This is a genomic window from Pseudoalteromonas caenipelagi, assembly GCF_013140855.1.
In the GTDB taxonomy this organism is placed as follows: domain Bacteria; phylum Pseudomonadota; class Gammaproteobacteria; order Enterobacterales; family Alteromonadaceae; genus Pseudoalteromonas; species Pseudoalteromonas caenipelagi.
Window position 1 is genome coordinate 366,886 of sequence record NZ_JABBPG010000004.1, and the last position, 23,107, is coordinate 389,992.

Below are 23,107 nucleotides of genomic sequence, written 5' to 3' on the forward strand. Positions count from 1 at the left end.
CTTACCACTCCACCTCTTCTGGTGTTGCTTGATTGGTTACTTCACTTTGCTTGGCTGTCATGGCTTGTTGCACTTGTAAAAACTCTATGTGTGCAGCCATCTCTGAGACTGTTTGCATGTCGAAAATAAGTTGTAAGGAAAGGCTCAGTCCCAGCTCTTGGTTTACTTGTGTGATCAAACGTGTAGCCGTTAAAGAGTGACCGCCAAGGTCAAAGAAATTATCGGTTACACCCACGCGATCCACTTGTAATAATGTTTGCCATTTTTGACATAACAAACGCTCTACATCATTACTTGGCGCAACATACTGCGCTGTTAATAATGCATTGCCATCGGGGTCTGGTAGGGCTTTACGGTCAACTTTACCGTTTTCTGTTAACGGCATGTTTGCCAGTACCACACAGTTACTTGGCACCATGTAGCTTGGCAACTCTTGACGAACCTTGTTTAGGTAGTCGCCTGCAAGCGCCGCCTTAGCTGTGCTCTGAGCTTCTCCTTCGCCAGGAAACTCGGTGGGAACAACGTAAGCCACTAATTTGGTGTCGCCCTCTTGAGTGTTGGCAATGACCAATGCATCTCGTACGCCGTCAATAGCGCGCAGTGCATGTTCAATTTCACCCAGTTCGATCCTAAAGCCACGCACTTTAACTTGATGATCCGCGCGTCCTACAAACACCAATTCACCATCACCGCGCCAACGTACTAAATCACCTGTGCGGTATAGCTTTTGCTCACCAAGCTGAGGATGAGTGATAAAACTCTGTTGCGTTTGCTCATCACGGTTTAAATAGCCCAACGTTACGCCGTCACCAGCGATGTATAGCTCACCAACACTGTTGATTGGCTGTGCTTGCATATCAGCTGATAGCACGTACAAACGAGTATTGCAGATAGGTTTACCAATCGGGATAGCACCGCTGCTATCTTGCTGCTCTTCGCTTTGTGGCGTAACCGTGTAAGTACTACAGCCCACGACAGTCTCTGTTGGACCATACTCATTGGTAAAGGTGGTATTTGGTAGTAATTGCAACCTAAACTGCGCAAGCAATGATTGAGTCAGCTGCTCTCCACCGACCACAATATGATGCTGTGCCGTCTTGCTCCCCGCTTTTGGCAGCATTTGTGACAGTGCATCCAAGTGTGCAGGCGTGATCTTGAATAGCCATGCACTTTCGTCAGCTAACTGCGCGGTTAGGCTATCTAACTCCCCCTCTCCAGCAGGGAGAATGCGAACCACTTTACCTACCATCAACGGCGTTAGTAGCGTGGTCAATGTTGCATCGAATGCCAAAGGAGAACTAACCACCGACCCGATAAGTGTGTCGTTTAAGTAATGCGCTTGGGCATGCGTTAAGTAGTTAACAACACCTTGATGTGGCACCATAACGCCTTTCGGACGACCGGTTGAGCCTGATGTGTACAAGATGTAGGCTAAGCTTTGGGCGTTTGTTTCTACCTCATCTACACAGATATTTTCATCACTGTACTCAGACATCCATGATTCATCAGTTGCCGCATTGTCTAGGGTTAAAACATCTACCCCCGACATTGGGAATGATTCCATAAGCGCTGAATTTAATAACGCCACTTCAATCTCTGCATCTTCCAAGATGGCTTCGATACGGTTACATGGATAGCTAGGCTCTAGTGGTACATAAGCCGCCCCTGCTTTCATGGTGGCCAATACAGCAATCAACATCTCAGTTGAGCGCTCTAAATAAATACCCACCTTCGAACCTGGCTCTACACCAGACTCAATTAGTAGGTTTGCTAAGCGATTCGCTTTACCATTAAGCTGCTGATAAGTCAGGCTTTCATTATTAAATTCAACGGCTTTCTGAACAGGATTAAGCGCGGCTTGTTGTTCAAATAACTGATGAACACACAACGACTTATCGTATTCTACCTCCGTTGCATTCCACTGGTTTTGCATCAACGCGACTTCAGGCTCGCTTAACATTGGTAATGCAAATGCCGAAGTATCAGGCTGCGTCAGCATCATCTGAAGTAGATTACTAAAGTGTTGGGCCATGGTTGCTATGGTGTCTTCACGGAACAATGCCGTGCTATATTCCCAGCCTAATGTCAGACCTTGCTCGCTTTCACTGACGTTGAGTAGCAGATCATATTTTGCAATATCGCCTCCTTGCTCTACATTGCTCAGTGTTACCCCTGGCAGTGATAATTCGTGTTGTTCGTTGTTATGCAGTGCCAATACAATTTGAAATAACGGACTGAAACTTAAGCTACGGGTAGGCACAAGTTTTTCTACGATTTTCTCGAATGGCACTTGTTGATGGCTGTAGCTGTCTAGCATCATTTGCTTGGTGCGCTCTAACAGCTCATTAAAGCTCGGCTCACCTGCTAAATTACTACGCAGTACTAATGTATTGATGAAAAAGCCAATCAATGGTGCGATTTCAGCTTGCTCTCGGTTTGCTATTGGGCAGCCGATCACAATGTCTCGCTCATTGCTATAACGCGCTAACAGCACACTGAAGATGGCATTTAGGCCCATGTACAATGTGGCCCCTTTGGCTTTACACAATGCATTTAATGCCTGGGTTGTTTCAGCATCAATATGTGATTGGTAAGTACGGCCAGTAAAGTTTTGCTTAGCAGGACGTGGGTAATCCAAAGGTAAACTATGCACCGCAGGTAAGTTAGCTAATTGCTCACTCCAATACGATAACTTCTCCTCCAACATATCGCCTTTTAACCAATTACGCTGCCATTGTGCGTAGTCAACGTATTGAATATCGAGCGGCGCAAGCGGATTGTCTAGCCCTTGGCTAAATGCACTGTATAGCTTACTGAATTCATCAACCAAAATGCCCAGCGACCAGCCATCCGAGGCAATATGATGCATGGTAACCAGCACTTCATGGCTATCGGCTTGCACTTTCAGCACTTGCACTCGCAACATTAAATCACTTGTTAAATCAAAGCATTGCTGCGCTTCACATTGCGCGATGTCATTGCGTCTGGCGTCAAGTTCGACACCTTCTAAATGAGATAAGTCGGTGTAGCGAACATTAAACTGATAATCTTGTTGGATTTGCTGATAGGGTTCACCTTGCTCATCTTCAAGGAACCGTGTGCGTAAGCTTTCGTGGCGCGACACAATGGTTGTAAATGCTTGCTCTAACGCTGCAAAATCCAATGTTCCTGTAAGCTTCAAACGCGCAGGCATATTGTAATGAACACTGCCACCCTCTACTTTGTTTGCAAGCCACAAACGTTGTTGAGTAAAAGATAGCGGTAATTTGCCTTCTCTACTGACAGGCGTGATGGCTTCCACCTCTGTGCGAGTGGAGTTTTGCTGAGCCTGAATAAAGGCGAGGATATCCGCCTTTTTCTCACGTAAGTTTGCAATTAGTTCTTCTGATGGGTATTGGTCAAAAGAAACTTCTAGATCATTACCATTAACGCTTAACTCAACTTGTTGCTTTGCACATTCAGCTATGATGTTTACTATTTTCATTTTTTGTTTCCTTGAACCACTTACAGAACTAATTTTTGTTGTTTGTTGTTTGTTTCTTCGAACACAGAGAACTCAATGGCACCGGCTGCTGAGTTGATGATGCCGTTCCCTTGTCCTTTATTTTTTGCCCTGACAAAGGCACCGCTGTATTCATTATCTAGGTCGAAAATGCCCCAAACCGGCTCATAAATACCGATTTCAGAAGACTGTGAGCTGGCAACCACGGGGTCTGGTTTGCAAAACTGTTGCACCAACCAACCATTGTCATCACGTACTTTGTTAAAACATGCTTGCCATTGCTCATCACTCATGTAACGACCAATAAACACATCTCGGCCTTGTAATGAGCGGGATTTTTTGAGAACAAATTGATCTTTGTTTTCAAGTAATAAGGTTTCTAGGTCGTGTTTTTTACCTTGCCATACAACTTGCTTTTGATTGACCTTGATGGTCCATGGAATGTAGCGTTGGATAAATGCAACCGATGCCTCATCTAGCTGTGCATGCAGTTCAGGTTCATGCATCAATGCCAGCATGGTCTTATTACCTAAAACTCCGTGGATTGGGTTATCTGGAAAAACGATTTTTCCGCTCAGGTAACTCGATACGAGGCGCATCATCGTTGTACGTGGAATTTCCACATCCTCTCCTACTGTCAGCAGCACCGCGTCCATGGTTTTGCCGTCAAATATCACTTGGCCGTCGTTGCTAAATTGCAGTTGTGCAAAGTCACTAAAGAAGTGAATGGTTCCTTGCGGAAACTTGGCAACACGTTGATATAGTTCACAGTAGCTTTGCTTAAAGCTGTCAAACTGCGCCATATCCTGCTCACCGCGAGAATACAGTAAAATATTACCTTGCGCGTTTGGTTTGGTACGACGAATTGTGCTGCTGATAGCTGCGAAGGTTTTTGCCGTTACATCACGATAAGTTAAGTCCCAGTTTGCCGTCGTATCACTGAGTTCAAGAGACTTGTCGAACACACAGTTCACCCAGTCATGCTGCCAACCACCTACCGTTGACCCCACATTGATCTCGAGTAATTTAAATGCCTGCTCAGAGAAAATAATGTCATGGCGGAACAGTAAATCGCGCGGGTCAACTTTTGCTCTCTTTAGCAAGTCAAAAACAATCGCCGGCTCATCTAAGTAGTGAGCAAATTTGCTACTATCTTGGGCAAAAAATACATCAACAGCACGATACATAAGCTCAACTAATGGCTTAATAAAGTCATTAAATTGCGCCACTTGCTGGCTAGAAATGACAAATGGCCACGCCGAAATCGTATACTCATAGTGGCGCATAAAATCAGGCACACCATCAATATCCGTGTTCAGTTGATACTGCTGCATAGCTTCATCAACGGCTAATGCTTCCATCATTTCTCTAAATAACGCTGAGTGATGCTGATTATTTTCCAAAGAAGCGGTGTAATCCTCATCAGAAGTTTTATTGCAAACAGGCGTTCTATCTTCTAATAACACGATGATCTCAGCGCCACGACCTAAGTTTACAACCCCTTGATCTAGATGCACCGGTACACCACGAGCAATTGAACCGTTATAAACCTCACCAAATCCAAATGCCGCTAGCACTGGGATCACTGGCTGAATATGGCTGTGCTCACTGGCACTGTTTATAACGTCTGAAGGGCAAAACTGCTGCACAATCCAACCGCCTTGACCACTGAGCTCGCGTACTAACTCAGCCCATTCAATATCGTTGGTGTATTTACCAATGAAGACATCTTTACCCTGTAATGAGTGTGACTTTTTGATGACAAATTGATCTTGTTGTGCCAACAGCAATGTGCCTAAATCATGTGATTCACCTTGCCATAGCACGATGTTTTGATTAGCTCTAACCGTCCAAGGTACGTGTTGCTCAACCCATGCTACTTGCTGCTCACTGAGCAACGCTTTTGCTTTTGGTTCATGCAGTAAGGCCATCAACGTTTTACTGCCAATCAGGCTATGTACTGCGCTATCTGGGAAAAGAATATGCTGTGCGATATAAGCCATGTCTAACTTACGATACAGACTCGGTGGCATATCTCTATCAAGTAATAAAACCGCGTCCATTTCTTGGCCTTGGAAGTACACTCGATTGTTATTTTTAAACTGCAGCTCAGCCATGTCAGCGAAGAAAAATACTTGTCCGCCTTGATAATGCTCGCTCGCTTGGTAATGGCTTTGAATATACTGCGCCATCATCACCATGCCAGCTGGAGGCAACTCGGTGGCGCGAAACAGGATGTTGCCGGTTTTACCCTCTTTTTTCAGCGCTTTTACAGATTTTGCTAGCGCATCCGCGAGACCATTGATAACCGGACGATAAGCTATATCTTTATCCACTAAAGGTGCAACACTGCTAATCGCTTTGAACGTATCAGCATGTAACCAATCCAGCTCCCAACCACCTATGTTGGTGCCCATATTCATTTCCAGCAGCTTTAACTGCTGATTGCTGTAAAGGATGTCATGACGACAAATAATCTCGTCAACATGAATGGTGGATGCATTCAACAAATCGAAAACATCTTTGCTACTGTCGAAGTAGTCACAAAACCCTTCTACATCATTACCAAAGTAATTTTTCAATACCGTTATTGCGATATGTGGCAACTCTTTAACAAGCTCTTTGAACTCATCAATACGATCTGACGACAACACGACAGGCCAGGGTTCAACACCATAATGCGCTTGAAATCCGCCATCATAAGGCTGTGCTTTGATTTGTTTTAAAATCTGTCCCGTAGCATCGCGATTGCTTTTCATATAGTCATGTAAAATGGTATTACACGATGATAAAAATGACGTATTTTCAGATGCATAGGCTTCTTGTTTCGTCAATTCTTGTGAAGTTTGTTTAGGCATTACAAGATCACCTTATTTTTGTTTTTGTTTGATTTAAGTACTGAGTTAGCCAGTTTCACGCTTTCGATATGCGCGGCGATTGCACGGATTGAGCTGTCATCAAAGAACGCCTTGTACTCAATCTCTACACCAAACTGTTGCTTAACTTTTGCTAGTAATCGGGTTGTAAGTAGCGAATGGCCACCAATCGAGAAGAAGTCATCAAGCATGCTAATTTGCTCAACGCCCAATAGCTCTCGCCATATTGCTAGTAATTCTGTTTCTAGTTCATTGGCAGGTGGCTCAATTTCGCTAGGGCCAGCAATGAGGATTAACTCGCTTAACTTATTGCTATCTAGCTTGCCGTTTTCTGTCATCGGGATCTGCTCAACGATGGCCAAATGCGCAGGCACCATGTAGTCAGGTAAACGCTCAGCAAGCCATGTGCGGATTGTTTGGCTGCTTTGTTCGTGTCCATTAGCTAGCACCACGCAGCCTACAATCATCAGCTCATCAGCACGCGCTTGTGTTGTAATCGCAACTTGATGCACGCTTTCGTGGCGTTTGAGTACCGCTTCAATTTCAGCAAGTTCTACCCTAAAACCGCGGATTTTCACTTGCTTATCCATACGTCCAAGACAGGTCACATTGCCATCGGCGCGGTAGTAGCCAAGGTCTCCGGTGAGATAGATAACATCACCTGGCTTCGTTGAGCCGGGAGTTTGAATGAATTTCTCTTTGTTTAGTTGTGCATCGTTGCCATAACCCAGTGATAAATGCTCACTGCGTACGCCAATTTGACCCACTTCGCCAACACCACAAGGTGTCATTTGCGAATTAAACAGCACCAATTGCACACCACCAATTCCGCTACCTACAGGCACAATCTCATCGGTATTGGTGTAATCAAGATGCGCGTCTACATTGAAGTAGCTCACCGCGCGACTGGTTTCAGTTGAGCCATATAGGTTCACCACTGATAGATTTGGTGCAAATTCTTTAAACTTGCGTACATGTGCGGTCGTCAACGCCTCACCAACAAAGAAGCCTTTGCGCAGGGATTCTATCGGACGCTCTACCGAACCACTTAGCATGTTGCCAAGGCTTGGCGTTAAGTGAAGGACTGAAATTTGGTTGTCCAATAACCAGTCATTTAAACGAGCAACATCATAGTCTTGCTCTTGTGGGATACATAACGTCGCGCCCATGCACAACGGCGTAAACATATCGCGTTGTAGAGGATCATGCACAAGTCCAGACATCATGCCGAAGCGGTCATCCACCGAGAGTGAAAAAGCTTCGCGCATCCACGGCATAAAAATACTCAGCGCACTATGGCGACCCATCACGGCTTTAGGTTGACCAGAAGTACCTGATGTGAAAGCAATACAGGCTGGCGCATCTGCGGCAACTTCTGGGCCAACAAACTCTTGTGCGTTAAGCTGTTTTGTTGCGATGTGTTTATCGGCGATAACATGCACTCGAGTACAGTCAATTTGCGTGATATGCGCTTGTACTTTGTCGTCAATAACATCGTCAACGCATAAACTAATCAATGCCTTAGGCGGCACTGCTTGCATCTGTTGTAAGATGCGTCTTGCGGGTACTGTTTTAGAAAGCATCATAAATGCTGCGCCCGCTTTGAGTACTGCCAAGGTGGCGATAACCAACGCATCTGAGCGCTCGGTCATGATAGCTACCGTATCACCGCTTGTAACACCCGCTTGTACTAACTGCTGCGCATAGTAGTTAACGACAGAGTTAAGCTCATCATATCGCCACTGTGTACCGTTAAAGCGTAAGGCTATGTTGTTTGGCATTTGCTCAGCAACTTGCTCAAAACACTGATGCACAGGACCTTGCCACGGCAGCGATAAAGACTGTGTTAAGTGCGGTACAAAGTCTGTTTTTTGAACTAACTTATACTGTCCGCATGCTTTATCGCTATTTTCTGATAATTGCTCTAACAGCAAAGTGTATTGAGCTACAAGGCGTTCAATGTCTGCCGCTGCGAATAACTTGTTGTTGAAGTTACAGTGGATCTCCATACCCGAATCTGTTGGGACAACATAGAAAGTGATATTGAACTTACTGCCTACATCAGAGCCTTTTTCTAGCGATACGCTAAACGCCTCGTTGGCAGACTCCACTTCAGGTAAACTCAACATATTAAGGAAAATTTGGAACAATGGCGTTGTATCGTTCGTACGCTTTGCCTCGCTCAGTGTTAGAATATGCTCAAATGGCAAATCTTGATTTGATAAAACCGACGCAATATTTTTCACTTCACGGCTAAGCATATGTGAAAATGGCTGGGCTAAATCTAATTGTGTACGAACGGGTAAATTATTAAGGAATGCACCTAAAATGTTTTCAGTACCTGCAATATTGCGCCCAGTTACCGGAATACCAATATTAAAGTCCTGCTCACCACTTACGCGACCAATGAGCAATGCAAGTGCGGCATGCATGACATTAAACAAACTGCCCTGATGACGCGCTGCAAGTTTGTTCAGTGATGCCGTCAGGGTATTGTTAATTTTTGCTCTGACAACGTTCTTTCCTTGCGCTTTTGCACTAGCCACTTTGTGTTGATATGGCAGCGTAATTTGCTCGTTACAGCCTTGTAAATACTGCTTCCAGAACGCCGCTTGACTGTCTGCTTGTTCACTTTGTAAAAATGCTTTTTGCCACAACGCAAAGTCTTGATAGTTAAATTTCAATACCGGTAGATGAGGCTGTTTTTGTGAAGCAAACGCATCGTAAGCCGCTAGTAACTCATTAACGAACAAGCTAATTGACCAACCATCAGAGATAATATGATGAAAGTTAATATGTAACTGGTAGTCTGCTTGTGTTAGCTGAATTAATATCGCTCTTAACAGTGAAGGCATGGCCAAATTAAATGGCTGCACATCATTTTCATAAGCCAGCAAACGTGCCTTAGCCGCTTTGTCTGCCTGAGGCATATCGCTTAAATCTGCAAAGCTGAATACTGGAGCAACCTGCTCACTGACCATTTGGTATGGTTGGCCATCTTGCATATCAACAAACGTACGTAGACTATCATGACGCGCAACCATGTAAGTCATCGCCTGCTGCAAGATCTCAATATCAACATGTCCTTGCATTTTTACAACGATTGGCATGTTGTGCTCACAGGTTTTACCCTTGAGTTGCTCAACCAACCAAATGCGTGACTGCGTGTATGACAATGGTACTTGAGTAGGTGCAGCATAATGCTGCATCGGCTGAATATTCGAAGCGCTCATGTGCTGATTCGCTTCATCTACTCGAGCAGCCAACGCTTTTATTGTCGGGCATTCAAAGATGTCTTTGATACGCAGTGTGATGCCAAACTTTTCGTTGCATAGGTGGATCATTCTAGATGACTGTAAAGAGCTTCCCCCGATTTCAAAGAAGTTAGCCATCACACTGAGTGCATTTTCATCTAGTGAAAGTAACTGTGCCCAACAACTCACCAATTGCTGTTCTGTTTCTGTGCTCGGGGCTACATAGCTTCCCTGTTGCACAAAAAGATCTGGCGTTGGCAACGCGTTACGATCAACCTTGCCATTGTCAGTCAATGGTAACGAAGCTAACACCATCACCACAGTCGGTACCATGTACTCAGGTAACTGTTGCGCTAATTGCTGCTTGATGGCAGTGATATAAGCTTTTTTATCCGCTTGGCTGTGCGCATCACTGTGTGACGACGCAATGTAAGCAACCAGTTGTTTTTCGCCACCAGCCACTTGGTGCTCGATAACAATTGCTTCGTTCACGGATGTTAGAGATGCAAGAGCATGCTCAATTTCACCAAGTTCAATTCTAAAACCTCGAATTTTAACCTGATGGTCAATACGGCCCATGTACTCCAGCGAACCATCTGGCAGCCAACGCGCTAGGTCGCCACTGCGATATAACCTTTCACTATGCTTGCCATCAAAATGGGGGTTATCAATAAAGCGTGCTTGCGTTAGCTCGGGTAAATTTAAATAGCCCCTCGCGACACCTGCACCACCCACATACATTTCACCAATCACACCTACAGGCACCAAGTTTTGATGTGCATCCATTAGCTGTACACTTAAGTCACTGAGAGTTCGACCGATAATGCTTGCTTCTTTGCGATTCAGAATGTCGCTCTGTAGTACACGCTGATAAGTAACATGCACAGTGGTTTCTGTGATGCCATACATATTGATTAACTGCGGTGTCGCATCGCCATATAGCGCAACCCATGAAGACAGCGCAGCAAAATTCAACGCTTCACCACCAAACACCACATAACGCAGTGAAGTTGACCTTGCTATGGACTGAGCATCTTCATGAGCACATGCAATGTTAGATAGCTGAGCAAAAGCGCTTGGCGTTTGACTCAAAATTGTGACTTTGTGCTCTTGAATTAATTGGAAAAACTCCGCTGAAGAACGTGTAATCTCTTGAGGCACAATCACCAGCTTAGCGCCGTAAAATAGTGCCCCCCATATTTCCCAGACTGAAAAATCAAAGGCAAAAGAGTGGAATAAAGTCCAAACATCGCTTTGTTTAAACTCAAAATGTTGTTCACTAGCCCTGAATAGCCTAGGTACATTTTGGTGCTCAATAAGTACCCCTTTTGGCTGACCTGTAGAGCCTGAGGTATATATGACGTACGCTAAGTGGTTAGGCTGTAAGCCAAGCTCTGACGAGACAATGTTATCGTTACACTGTAATGCAACCTGTTGACGTATAGACGCATCATCTAAACACACCGTAACATCATCCGCTAACTGCAACTGCTGCGCTAAGCGCGATTGCGTGATCACCGTTGATAGCTGAGCATCGCTTTGAATAAAGTTGATACGTGAAGACGGTGATGTAGGGTCTAAAGGAACATAAGCACCTCCAGCTTTTAACACTGCCAGAATAGCCACTATCATATCCAATGAACGATTTAGGCAAATGCCTACACGCATATCAGGTCGCACCTGGCGTTGCTCAATAAGGTAGTGAGCCAATTGGTTCGCTTGCTTATTTAAGGTCGCATAGCTGATGCTTTGCTGCTCATACACAACCGCTGTGGCGTGTGGAAAAGCGCGAACTTGTGCTTCAAACACCTCGTGGATACATGCAGTGCTGTCTTGCACTTGCACAGGGTTCCAGCTCACTAATTGCTGGTGTTGTTCATCTTTATTTAATAACGGGGCTTTAAAGACACTTTGTGTTGGTGTGTATACCAAGGCTTCAGCCAAGTATGCAAAATGACGCGCCATGCGCTCGATAGTATCTGCATTAAATAGATCTGAGTTGTATTCCCAGCCAAGCTGCACTTCGCTTTGTTGCTCTTTAACACTCAGTGTTAAGTCATATTTGGCAATCAAGGTGCGCATCTGTGCTTGCGCTAGTGTTACACTAGGTAGCTCAAACGCAATGTTTTGCTCATCAGTTTGTACCATCATCACTTGAAATAACGGGCTATGGCTTAGGTTACGCGCTGGCTGCAAACGCTCAACGACTTGCTCAAATGATACTTTTTGATTTGCATATGCTTCTAACAACACCTCTTTGCTTTGGGTCATTAGATCTAAAAAGTTCGGCTCGTTGGACAAGTCACTGCGCAGTACCAAGCTATTGACGAACATGCCCATCAAATCGGCTATCTCTGCTTGCTCTCGGTTGGCGACAGGAGTACCAATTACAATATCTTGCTCATTACTGTACCTAGCAACAAGTGCTGCAAAAATCGCATGTAAGCCCATAAAGAGCGATGCACTCTTGCCACGACATAGTTCACGTAAAGCAGCTACTGTCTTTGCACTTAGCGTGCTGTAGTGTGTGGTACCGTTGTAGCTTTGGCGCGCAGGACGAGGTCTGTCTAACGGAATACTGTGAACTTGAGGTAAACCCGCTAGCTTTTTCGCCCAGTAGCCAAGTTGAGTTTGTGCTGTAACATCACTCAATTGCGCTTGTTGCCAACACGCATAGTCACTATAAGTTGTTGTAAGTGGACTGAGTGGACTCGCTTTACCTTGTGACAAGGCAGTGTAAAGTGCATTAAACTCTTGAATGAATAACTTAATTGACCAACCATCAAAAGCTATATGATGAATGTTGAACAACAAAATACCGCTGTTCTGTTGTGCTTCATCAGCCAAATGCAGTTGCTTTACGCGGATCATTAAATCTGATGCCAAATCAAATGGGCGTAGCGCAAACTCAGTACATAGACGTTCAACTAAAGCCTGTTGCGCACTGGTGTCTTCATTGCTCAGATCTACGTACTCAATACAAAAGTCGTCGGCTGAGCGTAATTGCGGCACCGCTGCACCACAGTGATCTTGATAAATGGTACGTAAAGGTTGATGGCGAGCAATGATCTGTACCACTGCTTGCGTTGCAATTTCGATGTTAAAGTGACCGCGAATTGTCAACGCTTGTGGCATGTTGTACTGCACACTATTGCCCTGCGCTCGGTCAATCAGCCACATACTTTGTTGTGCACTGGACATCACCAGGGTGTCTTCGCTGCAGCCACTGATTTGTGTGTTGGTTGAGCTATCTTTGGTTTTGCTTGAGTCAATTAGGGATGCTAAAGCACGTAAGTCTCGCGCAGCAAATACTTGATCGAACTCTAATTGGCATGACAAGGTATTACGAATATGTGCAACGAGTTGCATGACTAACAAAGAGTGTCCACCGAGTGCAAAGAAGTTAGCAGTCGTGCTAATTGCTTGTTCCTCAACATCCAGTAACTTTGCCCATAGCGCGCACAGTACTTTTTCGGTATTGCTGGTCGCAGCGACATATTGATTTTGAAATACCGTAACATCTGGTGCTGGTAGCGCTTTCTTATCAATTTTACCGTTTGGTGTTAGTGGCCATGCCTCTACCATAGTAAATACGCTGGGTATCATGTAGTGAGGCAGTTTTAATGCCAGTGCCTGTCTTAACTCATCTGTTGCATTAAATTCATTACTAATCTCATAGCACTGCACGTATGCGATTAACTTATGATCACCTTGTGAGTCTGCACGTGCGACCACCAAGCAACTATTGACCATTGGCAACTGGCTGAGGTGATGCTCGATCTCACCCAATTCAATGCGAAAACCTCTAATTTTAACTTGATCACCTATACGGCCTTTATAGGCAATTGACCCATCAGGTTGAAAGCAAACCAGGTCACCCGTTTTGTACAACTTGCTGGTTGTATCTGTGGTAAAAGGATTGGCTACAAACACACTGTCTGTTAAATCCTGACGGTTGATATAACCTAATGATTGACGCTCACCCGCTAAATAAAGCTCACCTGTCACGCCAATGGGTGTTTGCTGACCTTGCTCATTCAAAACATAGGCCTGACCATTAGCAATTGGTTTACCAATTAACACATCGCCAACAATGGGCTCGCAGATTGAATGTGCTGTAGCGTAAACTGTGTCTTCTGTTGGCCCGTATAAGTTAACCACTCGCTGTGCATTGCTGTGTGCAAGAAGTGCGTTCGCCAATGCTTTAGGCAATGGTTCACCAGCACTGTTTATTGTCAAAACAGAACTAGGGATTGCTGATTCGTTAAGCACCGCCTTAATGCCTGATGGCACACTATTGATAAGCGTTATACCTGCATCTTGATAGTCTAGTTCTGTTAGAGATAAGATATTTTCAACAATGACGCAGCAACCACCGCAGCTTAAAGGCGCAAATAACTCAAATACCGATAAATCAAAGTTTAATGAAGTCGAAGCCAATACCTTATTGAGTTCAGCTTCGCTAAAATAAGCCTGTGCCCACTTAACAAAGGCAACGACATTGCGATGCGCAATCTGAACGCCTTTAGGTTTTCCTGTAGAGCCCGATGTATATAAGACATACGCAAGCTGATCGGCGCTCAATGCATGTTGCTCAGATAGATTAGCGGTATCACACTCACGTAACTGCACTTTAAGATATGGGTCATCTAAAGCAACAATCTGAATTTGCTCAGCAAAGCTTATCTGTTGCGCAACGGCTTGTTGGCTAACCACAAATCTCATTGCCGCATCGTCAGCAATATAGGCTAAACGATCGGCCGGATAACTTGGGTCTAACGCCACATATGCACCACCGGCTTTAAGTATACCAAGCACAGCAACGGCCATATCAACGCTGCGCTCAATACATACACCAACTAGCTCTTCTTTTTGCAAACCATGATTGACCAAGTATTGAGCTAGTTGATTCGCTCGCTCATTCAGTTGCTGGTAACTCAACTGTTGCTGATTGTGAATGAGTGCAACCTGCTGTGGAGTACGAACAACTTGTTGTTCAAATAACTCGTGTACCAGCAGAGTTCTGTCAAAATTCAGTGATTCAGGTTGGAATTGCTGATTTAAAAGCACCTTTTCACTATTAGGAATAAGGTCTAAATCACCTATTGTGATATCGGCACCATGCTCCTTGGTTAACTGCGCTAATAAAAACTCAAATCGCTCACCTAATAACTGTATCTCTGGTTTAGAGAAATAGCCTAAGTTATGGTCAAGTTGCAGCTCTAAATCCTCACCATCACCATCCCAAATAGTAACGGTCAGTGGCACTGCGTCATGATGATGGTGATGGTAAATCACCTCGGCTGGCACACCATCAAAAGCAAGATCGCTATAATCTAGCTTTAGGTAGTTGAAGCTGATATCAAACAATGCGTCTTGCATCCCACTTTTGTTAAGGGCTTGCATCATGTGGCCAATTGGGAATCTTTGATGTCGAAAACTGGCTTTTTGTAATTTTGCTATCTGCTGAGCCAAGGTCGCAAACGGCTGTGTTTTATCAACTTGAATGACTAAAGGACTCACGCTGGTAAACACGGCAACCATATCTTTTTCTGTGCTATTTCTGCGGTTGTGGGCAGGGATCCCAAAACTAATAGCATCTTGATTGTATGCTAATGAGAAGTAACAGCTCAGCATGCCAATAAATAATTGTGGAACACCAACACCCATCTTGCTTGCAGCTGCATTGAAGCGCTGAAAATTAGCTCGTGAAAGTGGAATTCGGTGGCGTGCACTAGGAATAATATCTTGCTCAGCAAAGCTACTCGCATAATTCTGATTTAGTAACTTTTCAGGCATGTTTTGGCTGTGTGATTGCCAAAACGTTTTATCATTTTGATATCGTTTAGAAGAGAGGTAGCTCAGATCCTTTTCACACGTACTCTGCCAAAGACCACTATCATTTTGTGATAAGTCTGCTGCATCGTTGTAGTAATCAGCCAGTTGATGAGCCCAATTAGCAAACCCCCAACCATCCATCGCTAAATGATGACTTAAGCCAACATACCAATATTGATCGTCAGCTAACTTCAATACAAAGCCGAAACACATTTGTGCATTTTTAAATTTAATTGGCTTTTGAAATAGTTCATCAAGCCACTTAATAGCGGCTTGCTCAGGTTGAAGCTCAAAACTAAAGTCATGCAGTGGTAAATCTGATGAGCGAGTGTTGCTGATGTACTGCTTAACTTCGTCTTGCTCGGCAACAATACGTATGCCAAATGCATCATGATTAATCACCAAAGCTTGGTGCGCCAATCTAATTTTGTCCAGATCTATGGCACCACATCGAATATAGCCACCGATGTTATACAACGGACTGCTACTGTTGTGCAGTTGGTCAAAGTAAATGTCTTGTTGTGTCAGAGATAATGGAAATCTCACCTGTGATTCACTCATCTTTTCAATATCCTTCAAGTAGATATTTCACTTTCAGCTACCGAGAATTGCCTACGAAACTGAAAATTTTCCTATCAAGCACCCACAACTCGGCCTATCTTCTGATTTGCAGAAAATATGCCCCACTTCTAGGGAAGTTAAGTTATGAGGAACGACGCTTTATTAAGGCTTCTCTTGGTAGTTTTTTACTATGTTGTTATGCACTACCAAGAGAAGTATTTGCCGACCTAGTTACGCCGATAGTCGACTCGGTTTGACGCGTTAAGTCTGCGCGGCCACCTTTTTAGTACTGACAATGTTTCTTGTTTTAGTACGCTCATCGATGATCTCTCTCTCGGTTATACAATCGATTAACGAACCACTTTCCATCACAAGAATTTTGTCAGCTACATCGAAGTAGCGATCATCGTGACTAATCGCAACCACAGCTTTACCTTTGGCTTTTAGCTGAGGCAAAATGTGGTAATAGAAAAACTCTTTGAAAATTGGGTCCTGATCAGCAGCCCATTCGTCAAATAGGTAGAACTCTTTATCTTCCAAAAAAGCCACCAATAGAGCCAAGCGTCGCTTTTGGCCATCAGATAGGGAGATAGTCGAGAACTCACCATTTTTGATAGTGACTTTGTCATCAAGGCCCAACTCTTTAAGATATACGTCAATCTCATCCTGTTGAATTTTTAACGCCTCTTCTGATTCACCATTTTCAGTCAGTAGACGATTAAACAAGTAGTAATCTGAATAGATTGACGAAATACTTTGTCTAACGCTTTTAATACTATGTGAATCAACCACAGTGTTACCAAAGCTGATAGTGCCACTACTTGGCTGATGGTGAAGTGTAAGTAGCTTACTTAACGTTGACTTGCCTGAACCATTACCACCAACGATAAAGGTGATTTGTCCCTTTTCAATGGTGAAATCAATCGGCCCAATTTTGAAACCTTCTAAGCCATCACGCTCAGGATATTGATAACCAACCTGCGAAAAACGGATTTCCTGCCAATCCTCAAGAGGGAAAACATCATGATTAATGTTCTCGGGTGGGATTTCTTGGAAAATTTTGTTCACTTTATTCAATGACACACGCGATACAATGATCTGTGGAATCGAGTTGATAACGATTGATACAGGGCCTGTGATATAAAGTAGAGCCATCACAACACCTACCAACTCATCAGAACTCATTGACTCATAGTTGATAAAGATGAAAGTCACTATTCCGATAACAAAGAAACTGATCATGTCACCATAGTTAGCTGCAGCACGCGTAATGGTGTTACCCGTTTTCTCTGCATCACGAACATCATGCTCGTTCTTTGTAAGTACTTCATCAAGGTAGATACGGCTTTTTACATCGTTAAGCTTTAGTTCTTTGTTGCCATAAATAAGGCCATTAATAGCCTCTAACAGGTCATCTACTTTCTTTCGAGAATGAGATAGGTAAGCGTTACTTAACAAAATAGGTAATTGATAAGTAATAACACCAAATGTAATCGCTCCAATAACAAACCAGAACACATTGATATTCAGGTAAATTAAGAACCCTAGTAGGCCAATAATTGTCACACTGTTAATGAGTACATCTGGTAGCATACGTGCGCCCGATACAATGCGACCTACATCAGTGGTAATGGTTGCTAGTAGTTTAGCTGACCCCATTTTTTCAAGTACATCAGTTGAGGCAGCCATAATGCGCTTGTAAAAGCCGATCCGCATTTCTGTACTCAAATCAATAGACACTCGCGTTAAAATAACTTGCGACAATGTTCGCGTCACAAGAATAAAGACACACACAATTAAAAACAGAGTGGCGACTTTATAATCACTCACATCGTATGAAAGTACGGTTCTAACGGTCGACTCGTACTCTACGACAGATGCAGGATCTTCACTGATAGCACTCAATACAATTGGTATTAAAAGTGCGTAACAGATACCAGAGAGCGCCCCCAATAGTATTGAGAAAAAAACCTTATTAGGCGCTTGTCTACTAAAAGCATCAAAAAGCTTCATATTCTGTTCCCTATCTACTGCTTAGTGTTTGTTGTATTTGCATTCTTAAGCACAAGCTGTGTGCCTTTAGCTACGTTCGGTAGTTCAAGGAATTGCAACCCATTGAACGGCTCAATCATGTCGTCATAGTATTCACTAAACACATTCTCTGATTGGCCCGTCGAGTTCATGTAAAAATGTGTTTGGGCGTTTTCACCTAGCTCAATAATTTGGCGATGTGCCGCACCGAAATACTGCTCAAACCCTTCAGACTCTACGAAGTTTGCAGTACCTACATTAATAGTGTTTGGTCCACCACTGCTGGCGATACGACGCTCAAACAGGTCTTTCAGCATGTTTACTTCACTAAATGGTGTATGTTTATAAACAGTGGTGTGTACTTCACCCCATTGCCAGTCTTCCATATCGGAGCCCACTAACTTAGTCAGTTGTGAAATCGCCATGTTCAGTGCTTTTTGGATAGCCACATCGCAATTTTCTAAACCTTCAGTGGTCACATCATCACACCAATTTGCATCACTTTTTGTCAGTGCTTGCGCAATCTGGTCATATGTTACATTCATATAAGAACTGCTCATTAGACCGCTGTACTTTGCACGTCCATATGGCGCTTTAAACTCGTCTGAATACAGTACAATTCGTAAAAAACGGCTCCAACTGTAAAAAATCGCAGCAGCTTGACTATCCGCAGACATATCGCCATTCCAACTTGCTAAATACTGCTGTGCTTGCTTTTGCTCTTCTGTCTGCATAGGCGTATTGACTAGTAGATCAATCAAAGCATGTGCACCAAAGCTAACGGTGTCTCCTTGCATCTCTTTCATGTACTCAACAGTCAGCTTTTCACCAGAGCGAATTTTTTGTTCGAGCAATTGCGCTATACGATCAGCGCGTGCAGATGGCGCCCAATCATAAGAAATGTGATACGGATACTGCTCTCCCATCATGTTATTATTGGCTGACACGATGTAGCCCTGTTTAGGGTTATAAATGTGAGGCATTTGCTCAAATGGAATGTAGCCACTCCAGTTATCACCATTTGACTCGCCAATAAGAGGGATATCACCATTTCCTTTCTTGCGCATAGGGATACGACCAGCACCTTGGTAACCAATATTGCCTTGGCGATCGCTGTACAAGAAATTCAATGTTGGAGAAACGTGATAAGCCAGCGCTCCTTTAAATGATTCCCAGTCTTGTGCATAGTTAAGTCTGAAGAAAGATTCGTAAGTAGTGCCACCGGTATCCAGTGCAGGCCAACGTAAAGAAATGGGTTGATCAGACAAGCCAAAAGCATCACTTACTATAGGACCTCTGATTGTTTTTCTAATCTCAATTTCAACAGGCTTTGTGTCTTCTCTTAAAATAGTCGGGAAATCAGGACGTACTGTTATATATTGTTTTTCAACCTCAAAAGGCATCCATTCGCCATCATTTAAGTACAAGTTGGCATTCGCACTATTTACCTGCTCAAAATAGAGATCCTGTACGTCAGCCATCATATTGGTGCCGCCCCAAGCTATATTCTGATTACGGCCAAAAATAATGATGGGCAGGCCTACCAAGGTCATTCCTTTGGCATTAATTTTGTCGCCGACCAAGCTTGCTACATACCAACTTGAAGGGATCTGCAAGCCGACATGAGGGTCTCCTGCCAATAGACTGCTATTGTTTTCGCCTAAATCACCAGATACAACCCATGCATTACTGCCTACATAATCACCACCGATTTTAAAACGTTGTTCGATGTCTTCTTGCACTTCAAGCATTGCCGTCAAAGCATTAGAAACATTTTCATCAACATGGCTTATCTGTGTATCTTCAATGCCTTCAAACAATTCTACGCGTTGTGCTTGGGTTAAATAAGGGATTGACAAAAATCGAGCAATTTCAGTCCACATACTGTTTGATAAGCTCAACGCAAATACTTTACTCCACGCAAGCGAGTCAATTTCAGTCCAGGGTTCAGGTTTAATATCAAAGAACAAAAACTCTATTGGTAGCGAGTCATTGCTATTAATACGCGTATTAATACCTTTTGTATAAGCGCTGAGCGAACTTTTAGCTTCATCCGATAACGCATGCCATTCTGTTTTAGCTATTTCTTGGAAGCCGAGCGTACGCATTCTCGCATCAAGGGCTAACGCAGACTCGCCTAGAATTTCACTTAAACGTCCTCGAGCAATGCGGCGTTGTAACTCTAGTTGCCATAGTCGATCTTGTGCATGTGCCAAACCGATACCAAAAAAAGCATCTTCATCGCTAGTAGCTTCTATATAAGCTACGCCATTTTTATCTCTGGTCAGACTGATATCATTTTTTGTCTCGCTTACTTGAATAACGCCACTGGTTTGCGGCAATCCAAAGTCCATAGAGACATATACATAGCCTAGAATAGCTACGAGAGGCAGTATGACTAATAGGAAAAACCTTAAGAATATTGAACGCATTCTTGATACTCACTCCATTATTATTTCTTATTTTCGGCTTTTTAATACCGGCTATATTAATCCGTCACTTTTTGGCTTTGCTATACAAGGTAGAACAATGAGTTATTTATTTTCACCATCTATAATTTTATAAATTATCAACTTCGCAAAACTAAAACCTATACATATAAAAATGTTTGAATGTTAATTTTTATACGTAAGCAATCAAAATGTCCGAACAATTTCATTTATTACAAATCTTTTCTTCGGCACTTCCTTTTTTGACTAGTTGTTATTTTGTAACAACGCAAGAAATAAAAACACCTGTTAACTCTGTCAGCCTTTTGCTATTGATACTTTTATATATGACAAGAATGCATGAACAATACTTAAAACCTTGACTCTCAGCCTATACAGGGAGAGAACCTAGAAATTTTTGATATAGAACTACATGAAATGACAGCTAGATCTTTGATTTTTTGCTCAGTATGCTGGTCAGATAACTATAAACATTGCTTAACTGCTAGAAAATTACAGGACGCTGGTATATGCCCTTAGATTCACAGTTTTTAAAAGTAGCAAATGAGTATTGCAACCCGTATTTAGCGACATCTGGGACAGAACACGTTGGAATACTTTTATATTCGTTAGCAAGAATGACTCGCCCGCAAAAGATCATTGAGTATGGGTCTGGTCACTCAACTATGTATGTGCTTCGAGCGCTTGCAGATAACGTAAACGATATCAAACAGGAAAAGACTGCTTTATTAGAAAAAACACAAAAATTGCTGTCATCGGCTGATAACTTAAATGACGAAGCCGCGATCTTCGAGTGGTTTAGCTCAGGAGGGAAAGCCTGTGGCGTTAACCCAGAATACTATTTGCAAGAGTACCACCCAAAACTCATTAGTTTTGAAGACCTCAACTCTGATCACAAATACGTTCAAGGGATTAGGGAGGCTATTTCACAGATTGGCCATGATGATATTTTTGAGCACATGACTGGGCAAAGTTTTTCTAACCTTGCGCTGCACGAAGATCATAAAAACATTGACTGGGCTTGGAATGACCATATTGAATACAAAAGGTTTTTTACGGAGTTTTGGCCTCTTTTAAACCCTCAAGGAGGGTTAATGATCTTTCACAACACCCCCTCTCAAAAAGAAAATTATCAGGCCATCGAGTGGATGTTAAATTCCTGTGGAGATGAAGCAGAAGTATTGTTGTTGGAAGAGCCACATAAACTGAACCAAAATGGCTGTACAATATTAAGAAAAAAATCTCATTATAACCCTACCTTCCACCATTTAGATCGCCAAAAAACCTACAACAGCTTATTGCAATTCATTAGCAGGCAAAAACAAATTATAATCTAATAAAAATAAAAAACCCCAAAATGGGGTTTTAAAAACATTATAAAAATGAAGACCTATAATATAAACTTTCAACATCGTCATTTCTTTCAAACTTTTTATATGGCTGAGGAATACAACCGAGCTTTATTTTTTCTTTCGCCTGGTTCATAACTCGATTAAAATGTTGCTTTTCACCATCATTTAACTCTGCAGCCATTTGTTCGATACTAAAAAGTGTATTTTTTGTTATTTTAAGTAGTGTGCGTTGCTCACCATCTTTGTATATAAACTCAGGTCTTATATATTGCTTTTCATGCAAAGCCTGATTATCTCTACCATGATGTGACCAAGTTAAATGAGACTGCGGCGTTGGAAATATCCCTTCGATAAACTGTGCATGCATATCCTCAAAAATACTCAGGACATGGGCCACTTCCCGTTCTGAAAGTTCACTCAATAAAGCTTCAAAATTCTGCATTACCCCTTCTATATGAGGCAAAAAGTACGATTTACGCTGACCGTATTGCTGGTGATACCAATAATTTATAGAAATAGCGTTTTCTGTAGGTACTGAGACTTCATGAAGCCAATATGGTGGCAGATATAACATTTCACCTGGTTCAACGATCACCTCTAAATAGTTTGTATAGTGCTCGGCTAAGGCATGGGCTCTTAACTGGCACCACTGTCTATTTGTTTTTGCAGCGGCCATCGCATCAGGTGGAAACAGCATGAGTTTTTTTTGACCTTCAATCACGGCTAAAAAGTTATCATAACCGTCGAAGTGCAAAGGTGTTACTCCTCGGCCAATCCAAATATTTGCTTCATTAAAGTTATTTAGCCAAGTAGGTGCAGGGCATGCCTGCGATCCAAGGTCTCCCTCTTTACCTTTATTTAAATAATTGAAAAATGGCAGTTGTGGGGCATAGCATACTTGCGACTCCCCGTTTTTTAGGTGCTCTGATAACTGAGTCAATGTCATACGCTGTATGCCTTGATCAAGTTTGCAAGGCAACTCAACATCAGCATAGTAAGATGCAAAGTAATCCATCGAGAAAAGATTGAATCCAGGCCAATTCTCAACAACACCTGTTACAATCACAGGTATGCCTTGCTTTAAAAAAGGGGCGAACTCCTCTTTACTCGATATTCTTTTTATTTTTCCAAAGCTATTCATATTTGCTCCATCGGCCTAAACCACTGACAATGATGCCGTACGTGACATGCCGCGAATCATTCCATCAAATTTACGTAACTACACAGGTAGAAAAATGCCTCA

7 protein-coding genes are annotated in these 23,107 nt (G+C 42.9%); 1 reads left to right on the top strand and 6 read right to left on the bottom strand.

Annotated elements, in window-relative coordinates:
- Position 1: 1 nt before the first annotated feature.
- The 5 genes from HG263_RS12350 to HG263_RS12370 form a co-directional block, all read right to left on the bottom strand.
- On the bottom strand, positions 2–3,484 hold the full coding sequence (locus HG263_RS12350) for a non-ribosomal peptide synthetase (RefSeq protein WP_171626382.1): 3,483 nt from the start codon (positions 3,482–3,484) through the stop codon (positions 2–4).
- A 20-nt stretch (positions 3,485–3,504) separates the two neighbouring features.
- A complete protein-coding gene (locus HG263_RS12355) occupies positions 3,505–6,360 on the bottom strand; it encodes a hypothetical protein (RefSeq protein ID WP_171626383.1) in 2,856 nt (951 codons plus the stop codon).
- On the bottom strand, positions 6,360–16,031 hold the full coding sequence (locus HG263_RS12360; protein WP_171626384.1) for a non-ribosomal peptide synthetase: 9,672 nt from the start codon (positions 16,029–16,031) through the stop codon (positions 6,360–6,362). The genes HG263_RS12355 and HG263_RS12360 overlap by 1 nt, the downstream gene beginning before the upstream one ends.
- Positions 16,032–16,292: 261 nt before the next feature.
- Entirely contained in the window at positions 16,293–18,044 is a 1,752-nt protein-coding gene (locus tag HG263_RS12365) for a cyclic peptide export ABC transporter (RefSeq protein ID WP_171626385.1), read from the bottom strand.
- 14 nt (positions 18,045–18,058) lie between these two features.
- Positions 18,059–20,494 carry a penicillin acylase family protein gene (locus HG263_RS12370; protein ID WP_171626386.1) on the bottom strand — a complete coding sequence of 812 codons (2,436 nt, stop codon included), beginning with the start codon at positions 20,492–20,494 and terminating at the stop codon, positions 18,059–18,061.
- A gap of 527 nt (positions 20,495–21,021) precedes the next feature.
- On the opposite strand from HG263_RS12370, the gene HG263_RS12375 reads away from it, so the two are divergent.
- On the top strand, positions 21,022–21,849 hold the full coding sequence (locus HG263_RS12375; protein WP_171626387.1) for an O-methyltransferase: 828 nt from the start codon (positions 21,022–21,024) through the stop codon (positions 21,847–21,849).
- Positions 21,850–21,886: 37 nt separating this feature from the next.
- Here HG263_RS12375 and HG263_RS12380 read toward each other — a convergent pair whose 3' ends face one another.
- Complete coding sequence (locus tag HG263_RS12380) at positions 21,887–23,005, bottom strand: cupin-like domain-containing protein (protein WP_171626388.1); 1,119 nt, start codon at positions 23,003–23,005, stop codon at positions 21,887–21,889.
- Positions 23,006–23,107: the final 102 nt, after the last annotated feature.